Here is an 18,705-nt window from a genome sequence, read left to right as displayed (position 1 = left end):
AGGTCTACACCCAATCCCTGACCTTAATAAACTCGCTCAGCGCTGCTTCCGGGCTACCCGCTTCTGGCTGATAATCATATTCCCAGCGCACCAGCGGCGGCATCGACATCAAAATGGATTCGGTGCGTCCGCCGGTTTGTAAACCAAACAGCGTGCCGCGATCCCATACCAGATTAAATTCGACGTAGCGTCCACGGCGGTAAAGCTGGAAATTGCGCTCGCGCTCGCCCCAGATGGCCGCTTTACGCCGCTTAACGATCGGCAAATACGCGTCGGTAAAACCGTGACCGACCGCCTGCATGAAAGCAAAGCAACTGGCGAAATCGGGGGTATTCAGATCGTCAAAGAACAGCCCGCCAATGCCGCGCTGCTCGTTGCGGTGCTTAATGAAGAAGTAATCGTCGCACCATTTTTTATAGCGCGGATAAACGTCTTCTCCGAAGGGCTGGCACAGGTCACGCGCGGTGCGGTGCCAGTGAATGGCATCTTCTTCGAAACCGTAAAACGGCGTGAGATCGAAGCCGCCGCCAAACCACCACACCGGGTCAGCGCCCGGTTTTTCAGCGATAAAGAAACGCACGTTGGCATGACTGGTGGGAACATACGGGTTGCGCGGATGCACCACCAAGGACACACCCATTGCTTCGAAGCTGCGCCCGGCAAGTTCCGGGCGATGCGCGGTGGCCGATGCGGGCATGGCATCGCCATGAACGTGCGAAAAGTTTACGCCAGCCTGTTCGAAGATAGCGCCGTCGCGCAGCACACGGCTGCGACCGCCGCCGCCCGCGTCGCGTTGCCAGCTATCTTCGATAAACTCGCCGCCATCCAGCGCCGAGAGTTGCTGGCAAATATCGTCCTGCAACTGCAGTAAAAAGGTTTTTACCTGGTTGGCATCAACGGTCATTAGCGTTTCCTAGCGTGAGCTTTCTGGTTATCGAACCAGTGGAAATAGCTGACCACACCCGACGCAATCGCATTGGCGATTTTCTGACGAAATGCCGTGGTGCCCAGCAGACGTTCCTCTTCCGGATTGGTGATGAACGAGGTCTCAACCAGTACCGACGGAATGGACGGCGACTTCAGCACCACAAACGCGGCCTGTTCAGTGCCTTTACTGTGCAGTTTATGCACTGGCTTAATCTTTTTCAGGATATGCGAGCCCAGCGTCAGACTGTTCTTGATGGTATCGGTTTGCACCAAATCGAACAGAACCTGCTGAAGCAGGTGATCTTTATCCGTGGCTTTCTTACCCGCAACTTCATCCGCCCGGTTTTCACGGTCGGAAAGGTATTTTGCCATTGCGCTACTCGCGCCACGGTTGGAAAGGGCAAACACCGACGCCCCGGCGGCAGACGGGTTGGTAAAACCGTCGGCGTGAATCGACATAAAGAGATCCGCGCCGTGCTTGTGGGCAATCTCTACCCGGTCGTACAGCGGAATAAAGGTATCGCCGGAACGGGTCAAGCGCGCGTCGATGCCCTGGCTGCGCAGAATGGAACGCACGTTTTTGGCTATCGCCAGCACTACATGTTTCTCTTTCGAACCGTTGCGGCCAATCGCGCCGGTATCAATACCGCCGTGACCGGGGTCGAGAACCACAATACGTTTACCCGATTTTTTCGCCGCAGGTTTACTGTGCCCGTTGCTGGTCTTTAACGGCGCCTCTTTGGCGGTTGCATGGGATATTCCTGACAACGTCAGGGCTGCCAGTCCGGCTTTCAGCACCTGGCGGCGCGAAGCAAGTGATTTTAATGGTTTAAAAGTGCTCATTCGGCCTGAGTTGTAAAAAATAGTGTTCCAGATGTTATATCGTATCGCGTATTCCGTTACGACTACTGAAGATTAGAATTGTTTTACTTTTCATTTCAATACGTGACGAAGCGGCATTATGGCATTTTTTTGCGCTATTTTCGCCAGATATTGGCTAATTCGGACGATCACGCCATAATCACTGTTTTTAAACCCGAAAAGGGGCAGGGATACCATGGAGATACGCGTTTTTCGCCAGGCCGATTTCGAAGAGGTCATCACCCTGTGGGAGCGATGCGATCTGTTGCGCCCATGGAACGATCCTGAAATGGATATCGAACGCAAAGTGCACCACGATGTCAGCCTGTTTCTGGTGGCAGAAGTGAACGGCGAAGTGGTAGGCACGGTGATGGGCGGCTATGACGGTCATCGCGGCTCGGCCTACTACCTTGGCGTGCACCCGGAATTTCGCGGGCGAGGCATTGCCAATGCGTTGCTCAATCGTCTTGAGAAAAAGCTCATTGCGCGCGGCTGCCCGAAAATCCAGATCATGATTCGCGAAGATAACGACGTGGTGCTGGGGATGTATGAACGCCTGGGCTACGAGCACAGCTACGTGCTGAATTTAGGTAAGCGCCTGATTGAAGATGAAGAGTACTGAGTTTTTCCCTTCCGATTACGACCATCATGGCCGCCTGCGTTTACCTTCCCTGTTCTGGCTTGTACTTTTGTTACAGGCCCGAACGTGGGTGCTGTTTGTGATTGCCGGGGCGTCGCGCGAGCAGGGCGGCGCGTTGCTTGGGCTGTTTTATCCGGATCATGATAATTTCTGGCTCGGCCTGCTGCCCGGCGTGCCTGCGGTGCTGACTTTTCTGATGAGCGGCAGACGGCAGCATTTTCCACGTTGCTGGCGCGCGCTGCGTCCGCTGTTGATTATCGCCCAGTGTGTGCTGTTGGTCTGGCAACCCTGGCTCTGGCTTCAGGGCGAACCGCTTTCCGGCATTGGCCTGAGCCTGGTTCTTATCGACCTCTTTGCGCTCTGGTGGTTGATGACCCATCCCCGATTACGCGCCTGTTTCCAGGAAATCACAGAATAAAGTGCACTTTTTGCCGAGTGTGAACTCCAACAGGCGTTGAACAAATAAGAAAGGACTTAGAGATGAAATCGCTGCGTTTACTTGTATGTGCCCTGCCGCTGGCCCTGACCGGCTGTTCCACGCTCTCTGCGGTGAACTGGTCTGCGGCAAATCCGTGGAACTGGTTCGGCTCTTCGACCGAAGTCACGGAGCAGGGCGTTGGCGGTATCACCAGCACCACCGCGCTGGATGAAAAGGCGATTACCGACGCGCTGGACGGCGACTATCGCCTGCGCAGCGGGATGAAAACCGATAACGGTACCATCGTGCGTTACTTTGAAGCGCTTGACGGCGACAAGCTGGCACTGGTGGTAAATGGTGAAAATGGCAGCGTAAGCCGCATTGACGTGCTGGATAGCGCCATCAAAACCGACAGCGGCGTGGAGATTGGCTCGACCTTCAGCGATATCTACAGCAAAGCCTACGGGCACTGTCAGAAAGCCACCGGTGATGACAGCGCGGGTGTCGAATGTAAAGCCGAAGGTAGCCAGCATATTAGTTATCTCTTCACCGGTGAGTGGAGCGGCCCACAGGATTTAATGCCATCCGATGACGCACTGAAAAACTGGACGCTAAAGAAAATCGTCTGGCGTCGTTAATTTTGCGCAAGGTTAATCCTTCGTTCAATAAAAACGCGTACAATAGCCCCCATAAATTGAATGCCACGATGTCGTGGCATTTTTGTGGAGGAAGAGCGATGTCTCAGGTTCAGAGCGGCATTTTGCCGGAACATTGCCGCGCGGCGATTTGGATTGAAGCCAATGTGAAAGGGGATGTAAACGCCCTTCGTCAGAGCAGCAAAATTTTTGCCGATAAACTGGCTGGTTTTCAGGCCAAATTCCCCGATGCGCATTTAGGCGCGGTTGTGGCCTTCGGCCCGAAAGTGTGGCGCGAACTGAGCGGCGGCGTGGGTGCAGAAGAGCTGAAAGATTTCCCGGGGTACGGCAAAGGTCTTGCACCCGCAACTCAGTTTGATGTGCTGATCCATATTCTCTCTTTACGCCAGGATATTAACTTCTCCGTTGCGCAGGCCGCGGTGGAAGCGTTTGGCGACAGCATTGACGTGCAGGAAGAGATCCACGGTTTCCGTTGGGTGGAAGAACGTGACCTGAGCGGTTTCGTCGATGGCACCGAAAACCCGGCAGGCGAAGAAACGCGTCGCGAAGTGGCGGTTATTAAAGACGGTGTTGATGCGGGCGGCAGCTATGTGTTTGTTCAGCGCTGGGAGCACAATCTCAAACAACTGAACCGCATGAGTGTCCCGGATCAGGAAATGATGATTGGCCGTACCAAAGAAGCCAACGAAGAGATCGACGGCGATGAGCGTCCGGTGACCTCTCACCTGAGCCGCGTTGACCTGAAAGAAGAGGGCAAAGGGCTGAAAATTGTTCGTCAGAGCCTGCCGTACGGCACCGCAAGCGGTACCCACGGTCTCTATTTCTGCGCTTACTGCGCGCGTCTGCATAACATCGAACAGCAACTGCTGAGCATGTTCGGCGACACAGACGGTAAACGTGACGCAATGCTACGCTTCACCAAACCGGTCACCGGCGGCTACTACTTCGCGCCGTCGCTGGATCGTTTGCTGGCGCTGTGAAAATTGCCTGATGCGCTGCGCTTATCAGGCCTCCCTGCTCATCCCCGCATCCGCGGGGATTTTTTTACCTGAGATTTACCCTAATTAGTGAGCTGTTCCTCAGTATTCATTTGTTTTTAATGTATTTTCATTGTTAATGGAGTGTAAGACTCTATCTTCAAAAGGGAGAACATTGAAATGGGTAAACTCACGGGCAAAACAGCATTGATTACGGGCGCATATCAGGGCATCGGCGAGGGTATCGCCAGAACCTTTGCTCGCCACGGTGCGAACCTGATCCTGCTGGATATTTCCGATGAGCTTGAAAAACTGGCCTACGATCTGGCCGGGCGTGGCTATCGCTGTACGGTCGTGAAGGCTGACGTACGTGATTATTCTGCCGTTCAGGCGGCCATTGCGCAGGCCAAAGAGCGGGAAAATAAAATCGATATTCTGGTCAATAACGCGGGCGTTTGCCGCTTAGGCGGCTTCCTTGAGATGAGTGAGGAAGATCGCGATTTCCACATTGATGTGAATATCAAAGGCGTCTGGAACGTCACGCGAGCCGTGTTGCCCGATATGGTGGCGCGTGGCGATGGGCGTATCGTGATGATGTCTTCGGTCACCGGTGATATGGTCGCTGACCCGGGTGAAACGGCCTACGCGATGTCGAAAGCGGCTATCATTGGGTTGACGAAATCGCTCGCCGTCGAATACGCACAGTCGGGTATCCGTGTGAATGCCATCTGCCCGGGCTACGTGCGTACGCCGATGGCGGAAAGCATCGCCCGTCAGTCGAATCCGGAAGACCCGGAATCGGTGCTGACGGAGATGGCGAAAGCGATCCCAATGCGCCGTCTGGCGAACCCGCTGGAAGTCGGTGAACTGGCGGCATTCCTCGCCTCCGATGAGTCGAGCTACCTGACCGGTACACAGAATGTCATCGACGGCGGCAGTACGCTGCCGGAAAGCGTAAGCGTCGGTATCTGAGTCTGACTACTCGCCTCTTCGTATTCTGCGAAGAGGCTAAAAGCCTTATTCCCTTTTAAACTTCCAAATCACCAAACGGTATATAAAACCGTTACTCCTTTCACACCCGTTATAAATACACTGATGCTTAGAGAATCATCACACGACAAGGGTGCGCAATGGCCGTTAACTTACTGAAAAAAGGATACCTGACGCTGGCAGCTTCCATGTTGCTGGTCGCGCAGGCGCAGGCAACTGAGTTGCTGAACAGTTCTTATGACGTCTCTCGCGAGCTGTTTGCTGCCCTGAATCCGCCGTTTGAGCAACAATGGGCCAAAGATAACGGCGGCGATAAACTGACGATAAAACAATCTCATGCCGGGTCATCAAAACAGGCGCTGGCGATTTTGCAGGGCTTAAAAGCGGACGTTGTAACTTATAACCAGGTGACCGACGTACAAATTCTGCATGATAAAGGCAAGCTTATTCCGGCCGACTGGCAGTCGCGTCTGCCCAATAACAGTTCACCGTTCTACTCCACCATGGGTTTCCTGGTGCGTAAGGGCAACCCGAAGAATATCCACGACTGGAACGATCTGGTGCGCTCCGACGTGAAGCTGATTTTCCCGAATCCAAAAACGTCCGGCAACGCGCGTTACACCTATTTAGCCGCGTGGGGTGCCGCGGATAAAGCCGACGGTGGCGATAAAGCCAAAACCGAACAGTTTATGACCCAGTTCCTGAAGAACGTTGAAGTGTTTGATACCGGTGGCCGTGGCGCGACCACCACGTTTGCCGAGCGCGGTCTGGGCGATGTGCTGATAAGCTTCGAATCGGAAGTGAACAACATTCGCAAACAGTATGAAGCGCAGGGCTTTGAAGTGGTGATTCCGAAAACCAATATTCTGGCGGAATTCCCGGTGGCGTGGGTTGATAAAAACGTGCAGGCCAACGGTACGGAAAAAGCCGCCAAAGCTTACCTGAACTGGCTCTACAGCCCGCAGGCGCAAACCATCATTACCGACTATTACTACCGCGTAAATAACCCGGAAGTGATGGACAAACTGAAAGACAAATTCCCGCAGACCGAACTGTTCCGCGTGGAAGACAAATTTGGCTCCTGGCCGGAAGTGATGAAAACCCACTTCACCAGCGGCGGCGAGTTAGACAAGCTGTTAGCGGCGGGGCGTAAGTAATGTTTGCAGTTTCTTCACGACGCGTGTTGCCGGGCTTTACCTTAAGTCTGGGCACCAGTCTGCTGTTTGTGTGCCTGATTTTACTGCTGCCACTTTCCGCGCTGGTGATGCAGCTCTCAGAGATGAGCTGGGCGCAGTACTGGGAAGTGATCACCAACCCGCAGGTGGTCGCGGCCTATAAAGTGACGCTGCTGTCGGCGTTTGTGGCGTCGATTTTTAACGGTGTTTTCGGCCTGCTGATGGCGTGGATTTTAACCCGCTATCGCTTTCCAGGCCGTACGCTGCTTGATGCACTGATGGATTTACCCTTTGCGTTGCCGACGGCGGTCGCCGGTTTAACGCTGGCCTCGCTCTTTTCCGTAAACGGTTTTTACGGCGAGTGGCTGGCAAAATTTGATATCAAAGTCACCTATACCTGGCTTGGGATTGCGGTGGCGATGGCCTTTACCAGCATCCCGTTTGTGGTGCGTACGGTGCAGCCGGTACTGGAAGAGTTGGGCCCGGAATACGAAGAAGCGGCGGAAACCCTCGGCGCAACGCGCTGGCAGAGTTTCTGCAAGGTTGTACTGCCGGAGCTTTCCCCGGCGCTGGTGGCGGGCGTGGCGTTATCGTTCACCCGCAGCCTCGGTGAGTTCGGTGCGGTGATTTTTATCGCCGGGAACATCGCCTGGAAGACGGAAGTGACGTCGCTGATGATTTTTGTGCGTTTACAAGAGTTTGATTATCCGGCAGCGAGCGCGATTGCCTCGGTGATCCTTGCGGCATCACTGCTGCTGCTGTTCTCAATTAACACTCTGCAAAGTCGCTTTGGTCGGCGTGTGGTAGGTCATTAATGGCGGAAGTGACACAGTTGAAGCGTTATGACGCGCGCCCGATTAACTGGGGCAAATGGTTTCTGATTGGCACCGGGATGCTGGTGTCGGCGTTCATCCTGCTGGTGCCGATGATTTACATCTTCGTGCAGGCATTCAGCAAAGGGCTGATGCCGGTTTTACAGAATCTGGCCGATCCGGACATGCTACATGCTATCTGGCTGACGGTGCTGATTGCGCTGATTGCCGTACCGGTGAACCTGGTTTTTGGCATTCTGCTGGCCTGGCTGGTGACGCGCTTTAACTTCCCTGGGCGTCAGTTACTGCTGACGCTGCTGGATATTCCGTTTGCCGTATCGCCGGTGGTTGCTGGTCTGGTGTATCTGCTGTTTTACGGCTCCAATGGCCCGCTGGGCGGTTGGCTCGACGAGCATAACCTGCAAATTATGTTCTCGTGGCCGGGGATGGTACTGGTCACCATCTTCGTGACCTGCCCGTTTGTGGTGCGCGAGCTGGTGCCGGTGATGTTAAGCCAGGGCAGCCAGGAAGACGAAGCGGCGATTTTGCTAGGCGCATCCGGCTGGCAGATGTTCCGTCGCGTCACGCTGCCGAATATTCGCTGGGCGCTGCTTTACGGCGTGGTGCTGACCAACGCCCGCGCAATTGGCGAGTTTGGCGCGGTATCGGTGGTTTCTGGCTCGATTCGCGGCGAAACCCTGTCGCTGCCGTTACAAATTGAATTGCTGGAGCAGGACTACAACGCCGTCGGCTCCTTTACCGCCGCCGCACTGTTGACGCTGATGGCGATTATCACCCTGTTTTTAAAGAGTATGTTGCAGTGGCGCCTGGAGAATCAGGAAAAACGCGCACAGCAGGAGGAACATCATGAGCATTGAGATTGCCAATATTAAGAAGTCTTTTGGTCGCACCCAGGTGCTGAACGATATCTCACTGGATATTCCTTCTGGTCAGATGGTCGCGTTACTGGGGCCGTCCGGCTCCGGGAAAACTACGCTGCTGCGTATTATCGCCGGGCTGGAACATCAAACCAGTGGGCATATCCGTTTTCACGGTACTGACGTCAGCCGCCTGCACGCGCGCGACCGTAAAGTCGGTTTCGTGTTCCAGCATTACGCGTTGTTCCGCCATATGACGGTATTCGACAATATCGCTTTCGGCCTGACGGTGCTGCCTCGTCGCGAGCGGCCAAATACGGCGGCGATCAAAGCGAAAGTGACCAAATTACTGGAAATGGTGCAGCTTGCCCATCTGGCGGATCGTTATCCGGCACAGCTTTCGGGCGGTCAGAAACAGCGTGTGGCGCTGGCGCGTGCGCTTGCCGTTGAACCGCAAATTCTGCTGCTCGATGAACCGTTCGGCGCGCTGGATGCGCAGGTGCGTAAAGAGCTGCGTCGCTGGCTGCGTCAACTGCATGAAGAACTGAAATTCACCAGCGTGTTCGTTACTCACGACCAGGAAGAGGCGATGGAAGTCGCCAACCGCGTGGTGGTGATGAGCCAGGGCAATATCGAGCAGGCCGATGAGCCGGATCAGGTATGGCGCGAACCGGCGACCCGTTTTGTGCTCGAATTTATGGGTGAAGTAAACCGCTTACAGGGAACGGTTCGCGGCGGCCAGTTCCACGTTGGCGCGCACCGTTGGCCGCTGGGGTATACGCCTGCCTATCAGGGGCCAGTAGATTTATTCCTGCGCCCGTGGGAAGTGGATATCAGCCGCCGCACCAGCCTTGAATCGCCACTGCCGGTCCAGGTACTGGAAGCCAGTCCGAAAGGCCACTACACCCAATTAGTTGTGCAGCCGCTGGGGTGGTATGACGACCCGCTGACCGTGGTGATGCGCGGGGATGATGCGCCTGTGCGCGGCGATCGCCTGTTCGTCGGGCTGCAACATGCGCGGCTGTATAACGGTGATCAGCGTATTGAAACGCATGAGCGGGAGCTTGCTCTGGCGCAAACTGCCTGATAGGTTGAGTGAATGTAAAACGCCCGGAGGCGCTTCCCGCGATCCGGGCTTTTTAATGGCAAGGTTTGTAGGCCGGATAAGGCGTTCACGCCGCATCCGGCATGTGTTGCCTGATGTGACGCTTGCGCGTCTTTACAGGCCTACGTATGGACAAAGAACGTGAGTACATTAGAACAAACAATAGGCAATACACCGCTGGTCAAATTACAACGTCTGGGGCCGGAAAATGGCAGTGAAGTGTGGGTGAAGCTGGAAGGCAATAACCCGGCAGGTTCGGTGAAAGATCGTGCGGCGCTATCGATGATTGTCGAGGCGGAAAAGCGCGGGGAAATAAAACCGGGCGATGTCCTGATTGAAGCCACCAGTGGTAACACGGGTATTGCGCTGGCGATGATTGCCGCGCTGAAGGGCTATCGCATGAAATTGCTGATGCCCGACAACATGAGCCAGGAACGTCGCGCGGCGATGCGCGCTTACGGTGCGGAACTGATTCTTGTCACCAAAGAGCAGGGCATGGAAGGGGCGCGCGATCTGGCGCTGGAGATGGCGAATCGCGGTGAAGGTAAGCTGCTCGATCAGTTCAATAATCCTGATAACCCTTACGCCCATTACACCACCACCGGGCCGGAAATCTGGCAGCAGACCGGGGGACGGATCACGCATTTTGTCTCCAGTATGGGCACGACCGGCACAATTACCGGTGTTTCACGGTTTATGCGCGAGCAATCCAAACCGGTAATGATTGTCGGCCTGCAGCCGGAAGAGGGCAGCAGCATTCCGGGGATTCGCCGCTGGCCGGCAGAGTATATGCCGGGTATTTTCAATGCTTCATTAGTGGATGCGGTCGTCGATATTCACCAGCGTGATGCGGAAAATACCATGCGCGAACTGGCGGTGCGGGAAGGCATTTTCTGCGGCGTCAGCTCCGGCGGTGCGGTCGCTGGCGCGTTACGCGTGGCAAAAGCCAACCCCGGCGCGGTGGTGGTGGCGATCATCTGCGATCGCGGCGATCGCTACCTTTCTACCGGGGTTTTTGGGGAAGAGCATTTTAGCCAGGGAGCAGGGATTTAAACCACGTTCGGGTTTAGTAAATCGGTGCCGTAGGAGTTATCAATCGTACAAAGCCAGCGCTCATCGCGGTGGGCAAACACATAGGTTGCCCGCCTGGTGACCTGCGTGCTGCCGCCGTCTTCCGTTGGAATATCCAGCCGGGTTTCCATAATCACCAGCGCCGTGTCGCCGCCTTCAATAATCTCCATTTTTCCCTGCGTGACCACCAGGCGATGCTGGAAGAAGTCGGCGATGGCGATAAAGGCTTTATGAATATTCTCTTTGCCTTTCACAATCATCTCCGGCTTCACCACAAGCGTGGCGTCCTCGGCATAGTAGTTCATCAGCGTATCGTAATCTTCTTGCGAAATGGCCTGGTCACAGGCTTCGATAACGGCCTTGATTTGGGTCTGTACCTGGGTCATCGCGATGGGCCTCGTGGGTTGGCGGGGGTTCACCGTATTAATCGTAGTGATATTCAGTATATGTGTGCTGGGAGAAACCGTTGGTAAATTGCCGGGTTTCTCATTGAATTTGTGATGGTTTCTTCATTTTTGGATTTTCATGTTTCTGCATGATTACCCCGTGGGGGAATCGACCTTTGCCTCTGGCTGGCATAACATAGAGCCAATAGTGGATAGCGCATGACCCGCCGTCCAGCGGGAGGAGAAACAATGGACCAGCAAGACGACATACAATCGGTGCTGTTTAGCGACACGCGCCAGGCATTGCAGGCAGATATCGTTGCCGTGCAGTCTCAGGTTATTTATGGCAGCGTGGGCAACAGTATTGCGGTGCCGGCCATCAAGCAGCACGGCTGGCAGGTCATGGCGGTGCCGACGGTATTGTTCAGCAACACCCCCCATTACGACACGTTCTATGGCGGGGTGATCCCGGCTGAGTGGTTCCGCGGATATTTGCTGGCACTGGAAGAGCGTAATGCGCTACAAACGCTTAAAGCGGTGACGACCGGCTATATGGGCAGCGCGGAACAGATTGCCCTGCTGGCTGACTGGCTTGCAACGATTCGTCAAACGCATCCCGATATTTTTGTGCTGGTCGACCCGGTTATCGGCGACATCGACAGCGGGATGTATGTGAAGGCGGAAATTCCCCTCGCGTATCGCCGGCATTTACTGCCGCAGGCGCAGGGCATTACGCCGAATCTGTTCGAGTTGCAGATGTTGAGCGATATGCCATGTCATACCCTCGAAGAGGCGATTCTGGCTGCGCGTAGTCTGCTTTCAGACACCTTAAAATGGGTGATTATCACCAGTGCGCCGTCGAAAAATCCTGAGGCTATCTCGGTGGTGGCGGTGACGGCAGAGGATATTCGCGTCATTGAGCACCCAAGAATCGTCACTGACCTGAAAGGCACCGGCGACCTGTTCTGTGCTGAGTTAGTGAGTCGCCTGCTGGAAGGCGCATCGCTGGGCGATGCGGCGGAACGCGCGGCCAATCGCGTCCTGCAGGTCATGACCTGGACCCATGAACACGAGTGCCATGAGCTGATGTTGCCTCCGTTGTAAAACGTTTCCCACGTCGTCAGGCGTGGGAAATTTCTGCAAGCTGCGGAATGCGGTATGTTTTTTTCACCACAGTAGCCAGTTCGCTGACGGGCAGGGGTTTAGAAAAGTAGTAGCCCTGAAAGTAATCGACCTGTTTATGCGTCAGATATGCCACCTGATACTCCGTTTCCACGCCTTCAACGATGATTTTCATCCCCAGCGACTTTGCCATATCGATAACACAATCAATCAGTTTGGTCGAGTCCGTCGCGCTGGAAATCCCGTTTACAAACAGCTTATCGATTTTAATCAGCCCGACCGGCAAACCGGTGAGTAAATTCAGATTGGAATAACCGGTACCAAAATCATCCAGTGCGATGGTGACACCGCGGCTTTCGAGAAATATGAGCGTTTCTTTAAGCTCATTAACCTTCTCAAACGGCTCACGCTCGGTGATTTCTGCGGTGAGGCGAATACTGTTTTCCGGGAAGCGTTTCAGAAATGCGCGACACTCGTCGATAAAGTTCGGTGTCTGAATATGTGAGGCGGTGAAATTAAAACTTACATGGAAAGGCAGGGGGCGCGCCTCAAGCAGGGAAGGCAGTTCATCGCCTGCCAGCGCCATTAATTTGCGTGTCAACGGCACAATCAGCCCACTCTCTTCAGCAATCGGAATAAAGCTGTCGGGCGAGATGATCTCTCCAGAAGGCGTCACCCAACGTGCAAGCACTTCCACGCCGTAGAATTTCCCTGAGCCGCTGTGGATGACCGGTTGATACCATGGGACGATTTCCCCTTCAGCGATGGCGCGTTCAAGGTTTTCATACAGAGTAGGGCGATGAAGAATATGTCGCCACAGCACAACCCCGACGATCAGCGCCAGGCACAGCGTTAGCAGCAACGACAGCCAGCCCTGTTGCAGATACAACGAAACAGGAATTGTCTTCCAGGCAGGATAATCAACGGAGTAGGGGAACTTCTCTGACTGCACATTGACATGCCTGGCGTTATCTTCCGCAGACGTATTGTGGTTTTGTCGTATCACCGTATCGCCAATATGTAACGTCAGAGGCCGCTGGTTGCTTAATAGTTCCAGTACCTCGGCCAACCACTGGCTACTGAAACTTGAGGTAATCATCCCATCCGGATATGCCGTTTGCAGCACAATTACCTTATCGCCCGGTGAGATGGTCTTATCATCAATGATGCTCAACTCATGCGCGTTATACGCCGAATAATTCATGTTGATTGCGTTGGTATCATCATAGGAAGAGCAGTACAGAATCTTATCTTTATAAAGATTGATGATGCGAATATGCGGAACGGAAACCACCAGCCGTTCAAGTTCGGTACGCGCTTGGGCGGTGCAGGGTTGTGAAAGCAGAGGATGGGCTTTTGTTGCTGCCAGTCGGGATGCATTCAGCAGCGTATCGATTTTTTGCACGGTCTTTTTTGCCACCGCAGAAGTTTGCTCAAGCTCTGCGCCAATCACCTGAAACCAGGTTAACACCGCGCCACCCACAAGGATTGTCAGCACGCAGAAAAGGGTGGTGAACGTTCTTAGTTTTGTTCCGACCGCTTTCATCTTCCATCCATTTTTGTCTGATGAACTGGAAGTATACGTCAGCGAGCCAACAAAGGAGCATTAGAGACAAAAAAGCGCCTTTCGGCGCCTTTTTCAGTTCAGCAAGAATTACTTCTTGATGCGGATAACCGGGGTTTCACCCACAGTTACGCTACCGGACAGTTTGATCAGCTCTTTGATCTCGTCCATGTTGGAGATAACAACCGGAGTCAGAGTAGACTTGGCTTTCTCTTCCAGCAGCGGCAGATCGAATTCGATTACCGGGTCGCCGACTTTCACACGTTGGCCTTCTTCAGCGATACGTTTGAAACCTTCGCCTTTCAGTTCAACGGTGTCGATACCGAAGTGAACGAACAGCTCAATGCCGCTATCGGATTCGATAGAGAAGGCATGGTTGGTTTCAAAAATCTTGCCGATAGTCCCATCAACCGGCGCAACCATTTTGTTGCCAGTTGGTTTGATGGCAATACCGTCGCCAACGATTTTTTCAGCAAAAACTACATCCGGCACGTCTTCAATGTTAACGATCTCGCCAGAGAGCGGTGCAATAATCTCAATAGTACCGGTGTCTTTTTTGTCGTCAGAAACCAGAGATTTCAATTTGTCGAACAAACCCATGATCTTCTCCTAAGCAGTAATTGGGCCGAACTCGTGGATTAGCAGATTGTTTTTTCTTCAATGAACTTGTTAACCAGCGCCATTAACTCGTCCGTTGTCGGTTGAGCAAGAGCTTGCTCTGCTAATACCTTCGCATCTTCGAAGTTCGTGTTACGAATGATCTTCTTAATGCGTGGGATAGAAATGGCGCTCATTGAGAATTCGTCCAGACCCATACCCAGCAACAGAAGTGTAGCACGTTCGTCGCCTGCAAGCTCACCACACATGCCAGTCCATTTACCTTCCGCATGAGAAGCATCAATAACCTGCTTGATAAGCGTAAGGACGGACGGTGACATTGGTTGGTAAAGATGTGAAATCATATCATTACCACGGTCAACTGCCAGAGTGTACTGCGTTAAATCATTGGTACCGATACTAAAGAAATCAACTTCTTTGGCTAAATGACGAGCAATCGTGGCCGCAGCCGGTGTTTCCACCATCACGCCAATCTCAATGGACTCATCAAATGCTTTACCTTCGTCGCGCAGTTCCTGTTTGTAGATTTCGATCTCTTTGCGCAGAGCGCGGACTTCTTCAACAGAGATGATCATCGGGAACATGATGCGCAGTTTACCGAAAGCGGACGCACGCAGGATGGCACGAACCTGGTCACGCAGGATCTCTTTACGATCCATTGCGATACGCACGGCACGCCAGCCCAGGAACGGGTTCTCTTCTTTCGGGAAGTTCATGTACGGCAGCTCTTTGTCGCCACCGATGTCCATGGTACGGACGATAACCGCCTGTGAGCCACACGCTTCAGCAACGGCTTTGTACGCCGCAAACTGTTCTTCTTCAGTTGGCAGCGCGTCACGATCCATGAACAGGAATTCAGTACGATAGAGACCAACGCCTTCAGCGCCATTGCGCTCAGCGCCTTCAACGTCACGCACGGTACCGATGTTGGCGCACACTTCAACCTGGTGACCATCAAGAGTAATGGCCGGCAGATCTTTCAGTTTTGCCAGTTCAGCTTTTTCAGTCGCAACTTGCTCCTGAACGGCGCGCAGTTTTTCGATCTCTTCGTTAGTCGGGTTGACGTAAACTTTGTTGTTTACGGCATCCAGAATCAGATAGTCGTCGTTTTTCACCTGAGAGGTGACGTTGCCGGTACCTACAATCGCAGGCAGTTCCAGAGAACGCGCCATGATAGAAGTGTGAGAAGTACGGCCACCGACGTCAGTGATAAAGCCCAGCACCTTCTTCAGGTTCAGCTGTGCGGTTTCGGACGGGGTCAGGTCAGCCGCAACCAGGATAACTTCTTCCTGAATTGCGCTCAGATCGATGATTGCCAGACCCAGGATGTTGCGCAGCAGGCGCTTACCGATGTCACGTACGTCAGCCGCACGCTCTTTCAGGTATTCATCATCCAGTTCTTCCAGGGCAGTCGCCTGACCTTCGATAACCTCATGAGCCGCTGCGTCAGCCGTCATGTGCTTATCTTTAACCAGGGCTATGATTTCCTGCTCCAGCTCTTCATCTTCGAGCAGCATGATGTGCCCTTCGAAGATAGCTTCTTTTTCTTCACCGAAAGTTTCGCCAGCTTTAGTTTTGATGGCTTCTAACTGTGCCGACGCCTTGGCGCGACCAGCCAGAAAACGCTCAACTTCCTGATCAACCTTATCGGCAGAAATTTTTTTCCGGTCGATGACAATCTCATCTTCTTTCAGCAGCAGTGCTTTACCGAAAGCGATACCCGGGGATGCTAAAATGCCTGAAATCATAACCCTACCTTACTTGTGACTGATATGAAAAAGAACTCTGGAAATTACTCGAGTTCAGCCATCAGCTTAACGAGATGCTCAACTGCTTTTTGTTCGTCTTCACCTTCAGCGGACAGGGTCACAACGGTACCCTGAGTCAGGCCCAGAGTTTGCAGTTTGAACAGGCTTTTCGCGCTAGCGCTTTTGCCGTTGGAGGTCACAGTGATCTCAGAAGTGAAGCCTTTCGCTTCTTTAACAAACTGAGCAGCAGGGCGGGTATGCAGACCGTTCGGAGCGGTAATGGTAACTTCTTGCTGGAACATTATATTTCCCCAACTTATAGGTTTAGTGTTGTGGAACTAAAGTCTAGCCTGGTGGCCTGACTTTAGCCTGTAGTAATCAGCGATGTCACGATTCTGAGCGCCGGAATCGGTACAAGCGTATCCGATTCTTGCGCTTCTGGCCTTCGGCGTTTCGCTTATCATTAAACATTATGCCGCGAAAGCGAGATTTGAACCAAATCATAAAATCGATTCAGCTTGTGCAAATCCGGAAATGAATAATTTCGCGCATCAAAATAAATCTGAATGTTAAATACCAGACCTGATGCGGTGAAGCAATGCCAGGGGGGGTAAAAGTTTGATGCGCGCCACAAAAAAGCACCCAAAAGGGTGCTTTTTTACGCGCTTTTAACATGCTGGCACTACTGTTGCAGCTCTTTCTCTGTGAAGAGATCGGCAAACAATGCGGTGCTCAGATAACGCTCACCCGATGACGGTAGAATAACCACAATATTCTTATTGGTAAAGGTTTCATCTTCCTGAAGTTTCAACGCTGCTGCAACAGCTGCTCCAGAAGAGATGCCTGCCAGAATACCCTCTTCTTCCATCAGGCGACGCGCGGTGGAAATGGCTTCTTCGTTAGTGATAGCGACAACTTTATCAACCAGCTTAAGGTCAAGGTTGCCAGGAATGAAACCTGCGCCTATGCCCTGAATTTTGTGTGGGCCTGGTTTGATCTCTTCGCCCGCCAGCGCCTGGGCAATGACCGGGGAATCTGTCGGCTCAACCGCGACGGAAATCAAATCGGTTTTGCCTTTTGTGCCTTTAATATAACGCGACACGCCGGTCAGCGTACCGCCAGTACCGACGCCGGCGATAAACACATCAACCTGACCATCGGTATCTTCCCAGATTTCAGGGCCGGTGGTCTTTTCATGAATTTCCGGGTTAGCCGGGTTGCTGAACTGCTGCAGCAACAGGAATTTTTCCGGATCGCTGGCAACAATTTCTTCTGCTTTTTGAATCGCACCTTTCATGCCTTTCGCGCCTTCGGTCAGCACGAGGTTTGCCCCCAGCGCTTTCAACAGCTTACGGCGTTCAATACTCATGGTTTCCGGCATGGTCAGCGTCAGTTTGTAGCCACGCGCGGCGGCAACATAGGCCAGCGCGATACCGGTATTACCGCTGGTTGGTTCAACCAACTCCACGCCCGGTTTCAGCACGCCACGTTTTTCTGCATCCCAAATCATGTTGGCACCGATACGGCACTTAACGCTGAAGCTTGGGTTGCGTGATTCTACCTTCGCCAGAATGCGTCCGTTACCGATGCGGTTCAGTCGAACCAGCGGCGTATGACCGATAGTCAGCGAGTTATCTTCAAAAATCTTACTCATGGCCTGTCCTTAACTGTATGAAATTTGGGGTACTGCCCCAGCATACCTGCTTAAAGATTCTGCGGAAGTAAGTAATTAGCATATCTATATTCAGAAGGGAAATAATGGCTGTCAGGATGGAATAAGGAAAGCATAACGGCGCTCACGGGTGCGAGCGCCTTAAATGGTTACTTCCACATTGCGTGTTTATCGCGATAGCAGTCGACCCACATCGCCGTTGCGCCGCAGATGGCGACCGGGATGATGACCAGGTTTAACACCGGGATCATAGTGAAAAGACTCGCCAGCGCGCCGAACTGCATGTTCAAAACCTTGCGCTCGCGTAGAGACGCGCGCATCGTTTTAAACGGCACTTTATGGTTGTCGAACGGATAATCGCAATATTGAATCGCCAGCATCCATGCGCTGAACAGGAACCATAATACTGGCGCGGCCGTCTGCCCGATGCCGGGGATGAAATAGAGCACCAACAGCACCAGCGCACGCGGCAGATACCACGCCAGCTTTTGCCACTCACGCTTCATGATACGCGGCACATCCTTTACTACGCCCAGCACACCGGTATCCGGCGGCGTCGCGCCGGTCAGACGCGCTTCCAGCTGTTCCGCCAGCAGGCCGTTAAACGGCGCGGCAATCCAGTTCGCGATAGTCGAGAAGAAATAGCCGAAGACCAGCAAAATCGAAATAACCGCCACCGGCCATAAGAGGTAGCTCAGCCATTGCAGCCAGTCAGGGATTCGTGCCATCAACGAGGGGATCCACTCCCCGAGCTTATTGAACAGCCACCAGAACGCGCCCCCCATCAGTACAATGTTGACCAGCAACGGTAAAATAACAAACCGGCGAATGCCGGGTAACCCGATCAGTTTCCAGCCCTGCGAGAAATAGTAGAGACCGCTGCGCGGGGAAGGGGTGGATGATGAAACCATGGTCAGCAAATACTCCTGTGTCTGACAGCTACGAAATTACCTGCGTATATTATCGGGTTGTCAGGGAATGACCAGTTAGGAAATGTTCGAAAAAACAGCAAAAAGCACGATTTAGGTTATCTTTCTGCGGGGAATGTCATGTGCGCACTTGCACTTGACGTGTTGGGCAAATAC

The 18,705-nt window shown here is 53.2% G+C and carries 20 protein-coding genes; 11 read left to right on the top strand and 9 right to left on the bottom strand.

The features are described from left to right. Positions 1-4: 4 nt before the first annotated feature. Entirely contained in the window at positions 5-904 is a 900-nt protein-coding gene (gene hemF / locus DBY68_RS01850) for an oxygen-dependent coproporphyrinogen oxidase (RefSeq protein ID WP_108473449.1), read from the bottom strand. Further along, complete coding sequence (gene amiA / locus DBY68_RS01845) at positions 904-1,770, bottom strand: N-acetylmuramoyl-L-alanine amidase AmiA (protein ID WP_108473450.1); 867 nt, start codon at positions 1,768-1,770, stop codon at positions 904-906. Before amiA ends, hemF begins: the two co-directional genes overlap by 1 nt. A gap of 214 nt (positions 1,771-1,984) precedes the next feature. On the opposite strand from amiA, the gene DBY68_RS01840 reads away from it, so the two are divergent. The 10 genes from DBY68_RS01840 (at position 1,985) to cysM (ending at position 10,492) form a co-directional block, all read left to right on the top strand. Further along, complete coding sequence (locus DBY68_RS01840; RefSeq protein ID WP_108473451.1) at positions 1,985-2,410, top strand: GNAT family acetyltransferase; 426 nt, start codon at positions 1,985-1,987, stop codon at positions 2,408-2,410. Beyond that, entirely contained in the window at positions 2,397-2,846 is a 450-nt protein-coding gene (locus DBY68_RS01835; protein WP_108473452.1) for a DUF2919 domain-containing protein, read from the top strand. The genes DBY68_RS01840 and DBY68_RS01835 overlap by 14 nt, the downstream gene beginning before the upstream one ends. A 62-nt stretch (positions 2,847-2,908) precedes the next feature. Beyond that, a complete protein-coding gene (locus tag DBY68_RS01830) occupies positions 2,909-3,484 on the top strand; it encodes an RpoE-regulated lipoprotein (RefSeq protein ID WP_108473453.1) in 576 nt (191 codons plus the stop codon). Positions 3,485-3,582: 98 nt separating this feature from the next. Beyond that, the gene (locus DBY68_RS01825; protein ID WP_108473454.1) at positions 3,583-4,482 is read left to right on the top strand and encodes a Dyp-type peroxidase; all 900 of its coding nucleotides are present in this window, start codon (positions 3,583-3,585) and stop codon (positions 4,480-4,482) included. A 177-nt stretch (positions 4,483-4,659) separates the two neighbouring features. Further along, a complete protein-coding gene (gene ucpA, locus DBY68_RS01820) occupies positions 4,660-5,451 on the top strand; it encodes an SDR family oxidoreductase UcpA (protein ID WP_108473455.1) in 792 nt (263 codons plus the stop codon). 158 nt (positions 5,452-5,609) lie between these two features. Continuing rightward, positions 5,610-6,626 carry a thiosulfate/sulfate ABC transporter substrate-binding protein CysP gene (cysP, locus tag DBY68_RS01815; protein WP_108473456.1) on the top strand — a complete coding sequence of 339 codons (1,017 nt, stop codon included), beginning with the start codon at positions 5,610-5,612 and terminating at the stop codon, positions 6,624-6,626. Next, the gene (cysT, locus tag DBY68_RS01810; RefSeq protein ID WP_000458420.1) at positions 6,626-7,459 is read left to right on the top strand and encodes a sulfate/thiosulfate ABC transporter permease CysT; all 834 of its coding nucleotides are present in this window, start codon (positions 6,626-6,628) and stop codon (positions 7,457-7,459) included. The genes cysP and cysT overlap by 1 nt, the downstream gene beginning before the upstream one ends. Further along, positions 7,459-8,334, top strand: a complete 876-nt coding sequence (gene cysW, locus DBY68_RS01805; RefSeq protein WP_108473457.1) for a sulfate/thiosulfate ABC transporter permease CysW — start codon at positions 7,459-7,461, stop codon at positions 8,332-8,334. The genes cysT and cysW overlap by 1 nt, the downstream gene beginning before the upstream one ends. Further along, positions 8,324-9,421: a sulfate/thiosulfate ABC transporter ATP-binding protein CysA gene (gene cysA, locus DBY68_RS01800; protein ID WP_108473458.1), complete on the top strand. Its 1,098-nt coding sequence runs from the start codon at positions 8,324-8,326 to the stop codon at positions 9,419-9,421. The genes cysW and cysA overlap by 11 nt, the downstream gene beginning before the upstream one ends. 159 nt (positions 9,422-9,580) lie before the next feature. Next, the gene (gene cysM, locus DBY68_RS01795) at positions 9,581-10,492 is read left to right on the top strand and encodes a cysteine synthase B (protein ID WP_108473459.1); all 912 of its coding nucleotides are present in this window, start codon (positions 9,581-9,583) and stop codon (positions 10,490-10,492) included. Here cysM and DBY68_RS01790 read toward each other — a convergent pair. Continuing rightward, entirely contained in the window at positions 10,489-10,896 is a 408-nt protein-coding gene (locus DBY68_RS01790) for an SgcJ/EcaC family oxidoreductase (protein ID WP_108473460.1), read from the bottom strand. The two genes, cysM and DBY68_RS01790, sit on opposite strands and share 4 nt — an antisense overlap. Positions 10,897-11,145: 249 nt before the next feature. Between DBY68_RS01790 and pdxK the strand changes: the two genes are divergently transcribed. Beyond that, entirely contained in the window at positions 11,146-12,000 is an 855-nt protein-coding gene (pdxK, locus tag DBY68_RS01785) for a pyridoxine/pyridoxal/pyridoxamine kinase (RefSeq protein WP_108473461.1), read from the top strand. A 16-nt stretch (positions 12,001-12,016) separates the two neighbouring features. Here the strand turns inward: pdxK and DBY68_RS01780 are convergent, their stop codons facing one another. From DBY68_RS01780 to cysZ, 6 genes are all read right to left on the bottom strand, one after another. Next, complete coding sequence (locus DBY68_RS01780; RefSeq protein ID WP_108473462.1) at positions 12,017-13,564, bottom strand: EAL domain-containing protein; 1,548 nt, start codon at positions 13,562-13,564, stop codon at positions 12,017-12,019. Positions 13,565-13,672: 108 nt separating this feature from the next. Further along, on the bottom strand, positions 13,673-14,182 hold the full coding sequence (gene crr / locus DBY68_RS01775; RefSeq protein ID WP_008803873.1) for a PTS glucose transporter subunit IIA: 510 nt from the start codon (positions 14,180-14,182) through the stop codon (positions 13,673-13,675). Between the two features lie 38 nt (positions 14,183-14,220). Next, positions 14,221-15,948 (bottom strand): phosphoenolpyruvate-protein phosphotransferase PtsI, encoded by a 1,728-nt coding sequence (ptsI, locus tag DBY68_RS01770; protein WP_108473463.1) that lies wholly within the window; start codon positions 15,946-15,948, stop codon positions 14,221-14,223. 44 nt (positions 15,949-15,992) lie between these two features. Further along, complete coding sequence (ptsH, locus tag DBY68_RS01765) at positions 15,993-16,250, bottom strand: phosphocarrier protein Hpr (RefSeq protein ID WP_002913505.1); 258 nt, start codon at positions 16,248-16,250, stop codon at positions 15,993-15,995. Positions 16,251-16,630: 380 nt separating this feature from the next. After that, positions 16,631-17,602, bottom strand: coding sequence for a cysteine synthase A (cysK, locus tag DBY68_RS01760; RefSeq protein ID WP_015963515.1), 972 nt, complete (start codon positions 17,600-17,602; stop codon positions 16,631-16,633). 167 nt (positions 17,603-17,769) lie between these two features. After that, positions 17,770-18,531, bottom strand: a complete 762-nt coding sequence (gene cysZ, locus DBY68_RS01755; protein ID WP_108473464.1) for a sulfate transporter CysZ — start codon at positions 18,529-18,531, stop codon at positions 17,770-17,772. Positions 18,532-18,705 lie beyond the last annotated feature (174 nt).

This window comes from Pseudocitrobacter sp. RIT415, assembly GCF_003057695.2.
In the GTDB taxonomy this organism is placed as follows: domain Bacteria; phylum Pseudomonadota; class Gammaproteobacteria; order Enterobacterales; family Enterobacteriaceae; genus Pseudocitrobacter; species Pseudocitrobacter faecalis.
The sequence above is the reverse complement of the archived record's forward strand: the minus strand, read 5'-3'. Positions and strand labels throughout refer to the sequence as shown.

Excerpts from the sequence above, each read along its gene's own strand:
- hemF (WP_108473449.1), bottom strand. The coding sequence starts at position 904 with ATGACCGTTGATGCCAACCAGGTAAAAACCTTTTTACTGCAGTTGCAG.
- amiA (WP_108473450.1), bottom strand. The coding sequence starts at position 1,770 with ATGAGCACTTTTAAACCATTAAAATCACTTGCTTCGCGCCGCCAGGTG.
- DBY68_RS01840 (WP_108473451.1), top strand. The coding sequence starts at position 1,985 with ATGGAGATACGCGTTTTTCGCCAGGCCGATTTCGAAGAGGTCATCACC.
- DBY68_RS01835 (WP_108473452.1), top strand. The coding sequence starts at position 2,397 with ATGAAGAGTACTGAGTTTTTCCCTTCCGATTACGACCATCATGGCCGC.
- DBY68_RS01830 (WP_108473453.1), top strand. The coding sequence starts at position 2,909 with ATGAAATCGCTGCGTTTACTTGTATGTGCCCTGCCGCTGGCCCTGACC.
- DBY68_RS01825 (WP_108473454.1), top strand. The coding sequence starts at position 3,583 with ATGTCTCAGGTTCAGAGCGGCATTTTGCCGGAACATTGCCGCGCGGCG.
- ucpA (WP_108473455.1), top strand. The coding sequence starts at position 4,660 with ATGGGTAAACTCACGGGCAAAACAGCATTGATTACGGGCGCATATCAG.
- cysP (WP_108473456.1), top strand. The coding sequence starts at position 5,610 with ATGGCCGTTAACTTACTGAAAAAAGGATACCTGACGCTGGCAGCTTCC.
- cysT (WP_000458420.1), top strand. The coding sequence starts at position 6,626 with ATGTTTGCAGTTTCTTCACGACGCGTGTTGCCGGGCTTTACCTTAAGT.
- cysW (WP_108473457.1), top strand. The coding sequence starts at position 7,459 with ATGGCGGAAGTGACACAGTTGAAGCGTTATGACGCGCGCCCGATTAAC.
- cysA (WP_108473458.1), top strand. The coding sequence starts at position 8,324 with ATGAGCATTGAGATTGCCAATATTAAGAAGTCTTTTGGTCGCACCCAG.
- DBY68_RS01790 (WP_108473460.1), bottom strand. The coding sequence starts at position 10,896 with ATGACCCAGGTACAGACCCAAATCAAGGCCGTTATCGAAGCCTGTGAC.
- pdxK (WP_108473461.1), top strand. The coding sequence starts at position 11,146 with ATGGACCAGCAAGACGACATACAATCGGTGCTGTTTAGCGACACGCGC.
- DBY68_RS01780 (WP_108473462.1), bottom strand. The coding sequence starts at position 13,564 with ATGAAAGCGGTCGGAACAAAACTAAGAACGTTCACCACCCTTTTCTGC.
- crr (WP_008803873.1), bottom strand. The coding sequence starts at position 14,182 with ATGGGTTTGTTCGACAAATTGAAATCTCTGGTTTCTGACGACAAAAAA.
- ptsI (WP_108473463.1), bottom strand. The coding sequence starts at position 15,948 with ATGATTTCAGGCATTTTAGCATCCCCGGGTATCGCTTTCGGTAAAGCA.
- ptsH (WP_002913505.1), bottom strand. The coding sequence starts at position 16,250 with ATGTTCCAGCAAGAAGTTACCATTACCGCTCCGAACGGTCTGCATACC.
- cysK (WP_015963515.1), bottom strand. The coding sequence starts at position 17,602 with ATGAGTAAGATTTTTGAAGATAACTCGCTGACTATCGGTCATACGCCG.
- cysZ (WP_108473464.1), bottom strand. The coding sequence starts at position 18,531 with ATGGTTTCATCATCCACCCCTTCCCCGCGCAGCGGTCTCTACTATTTC.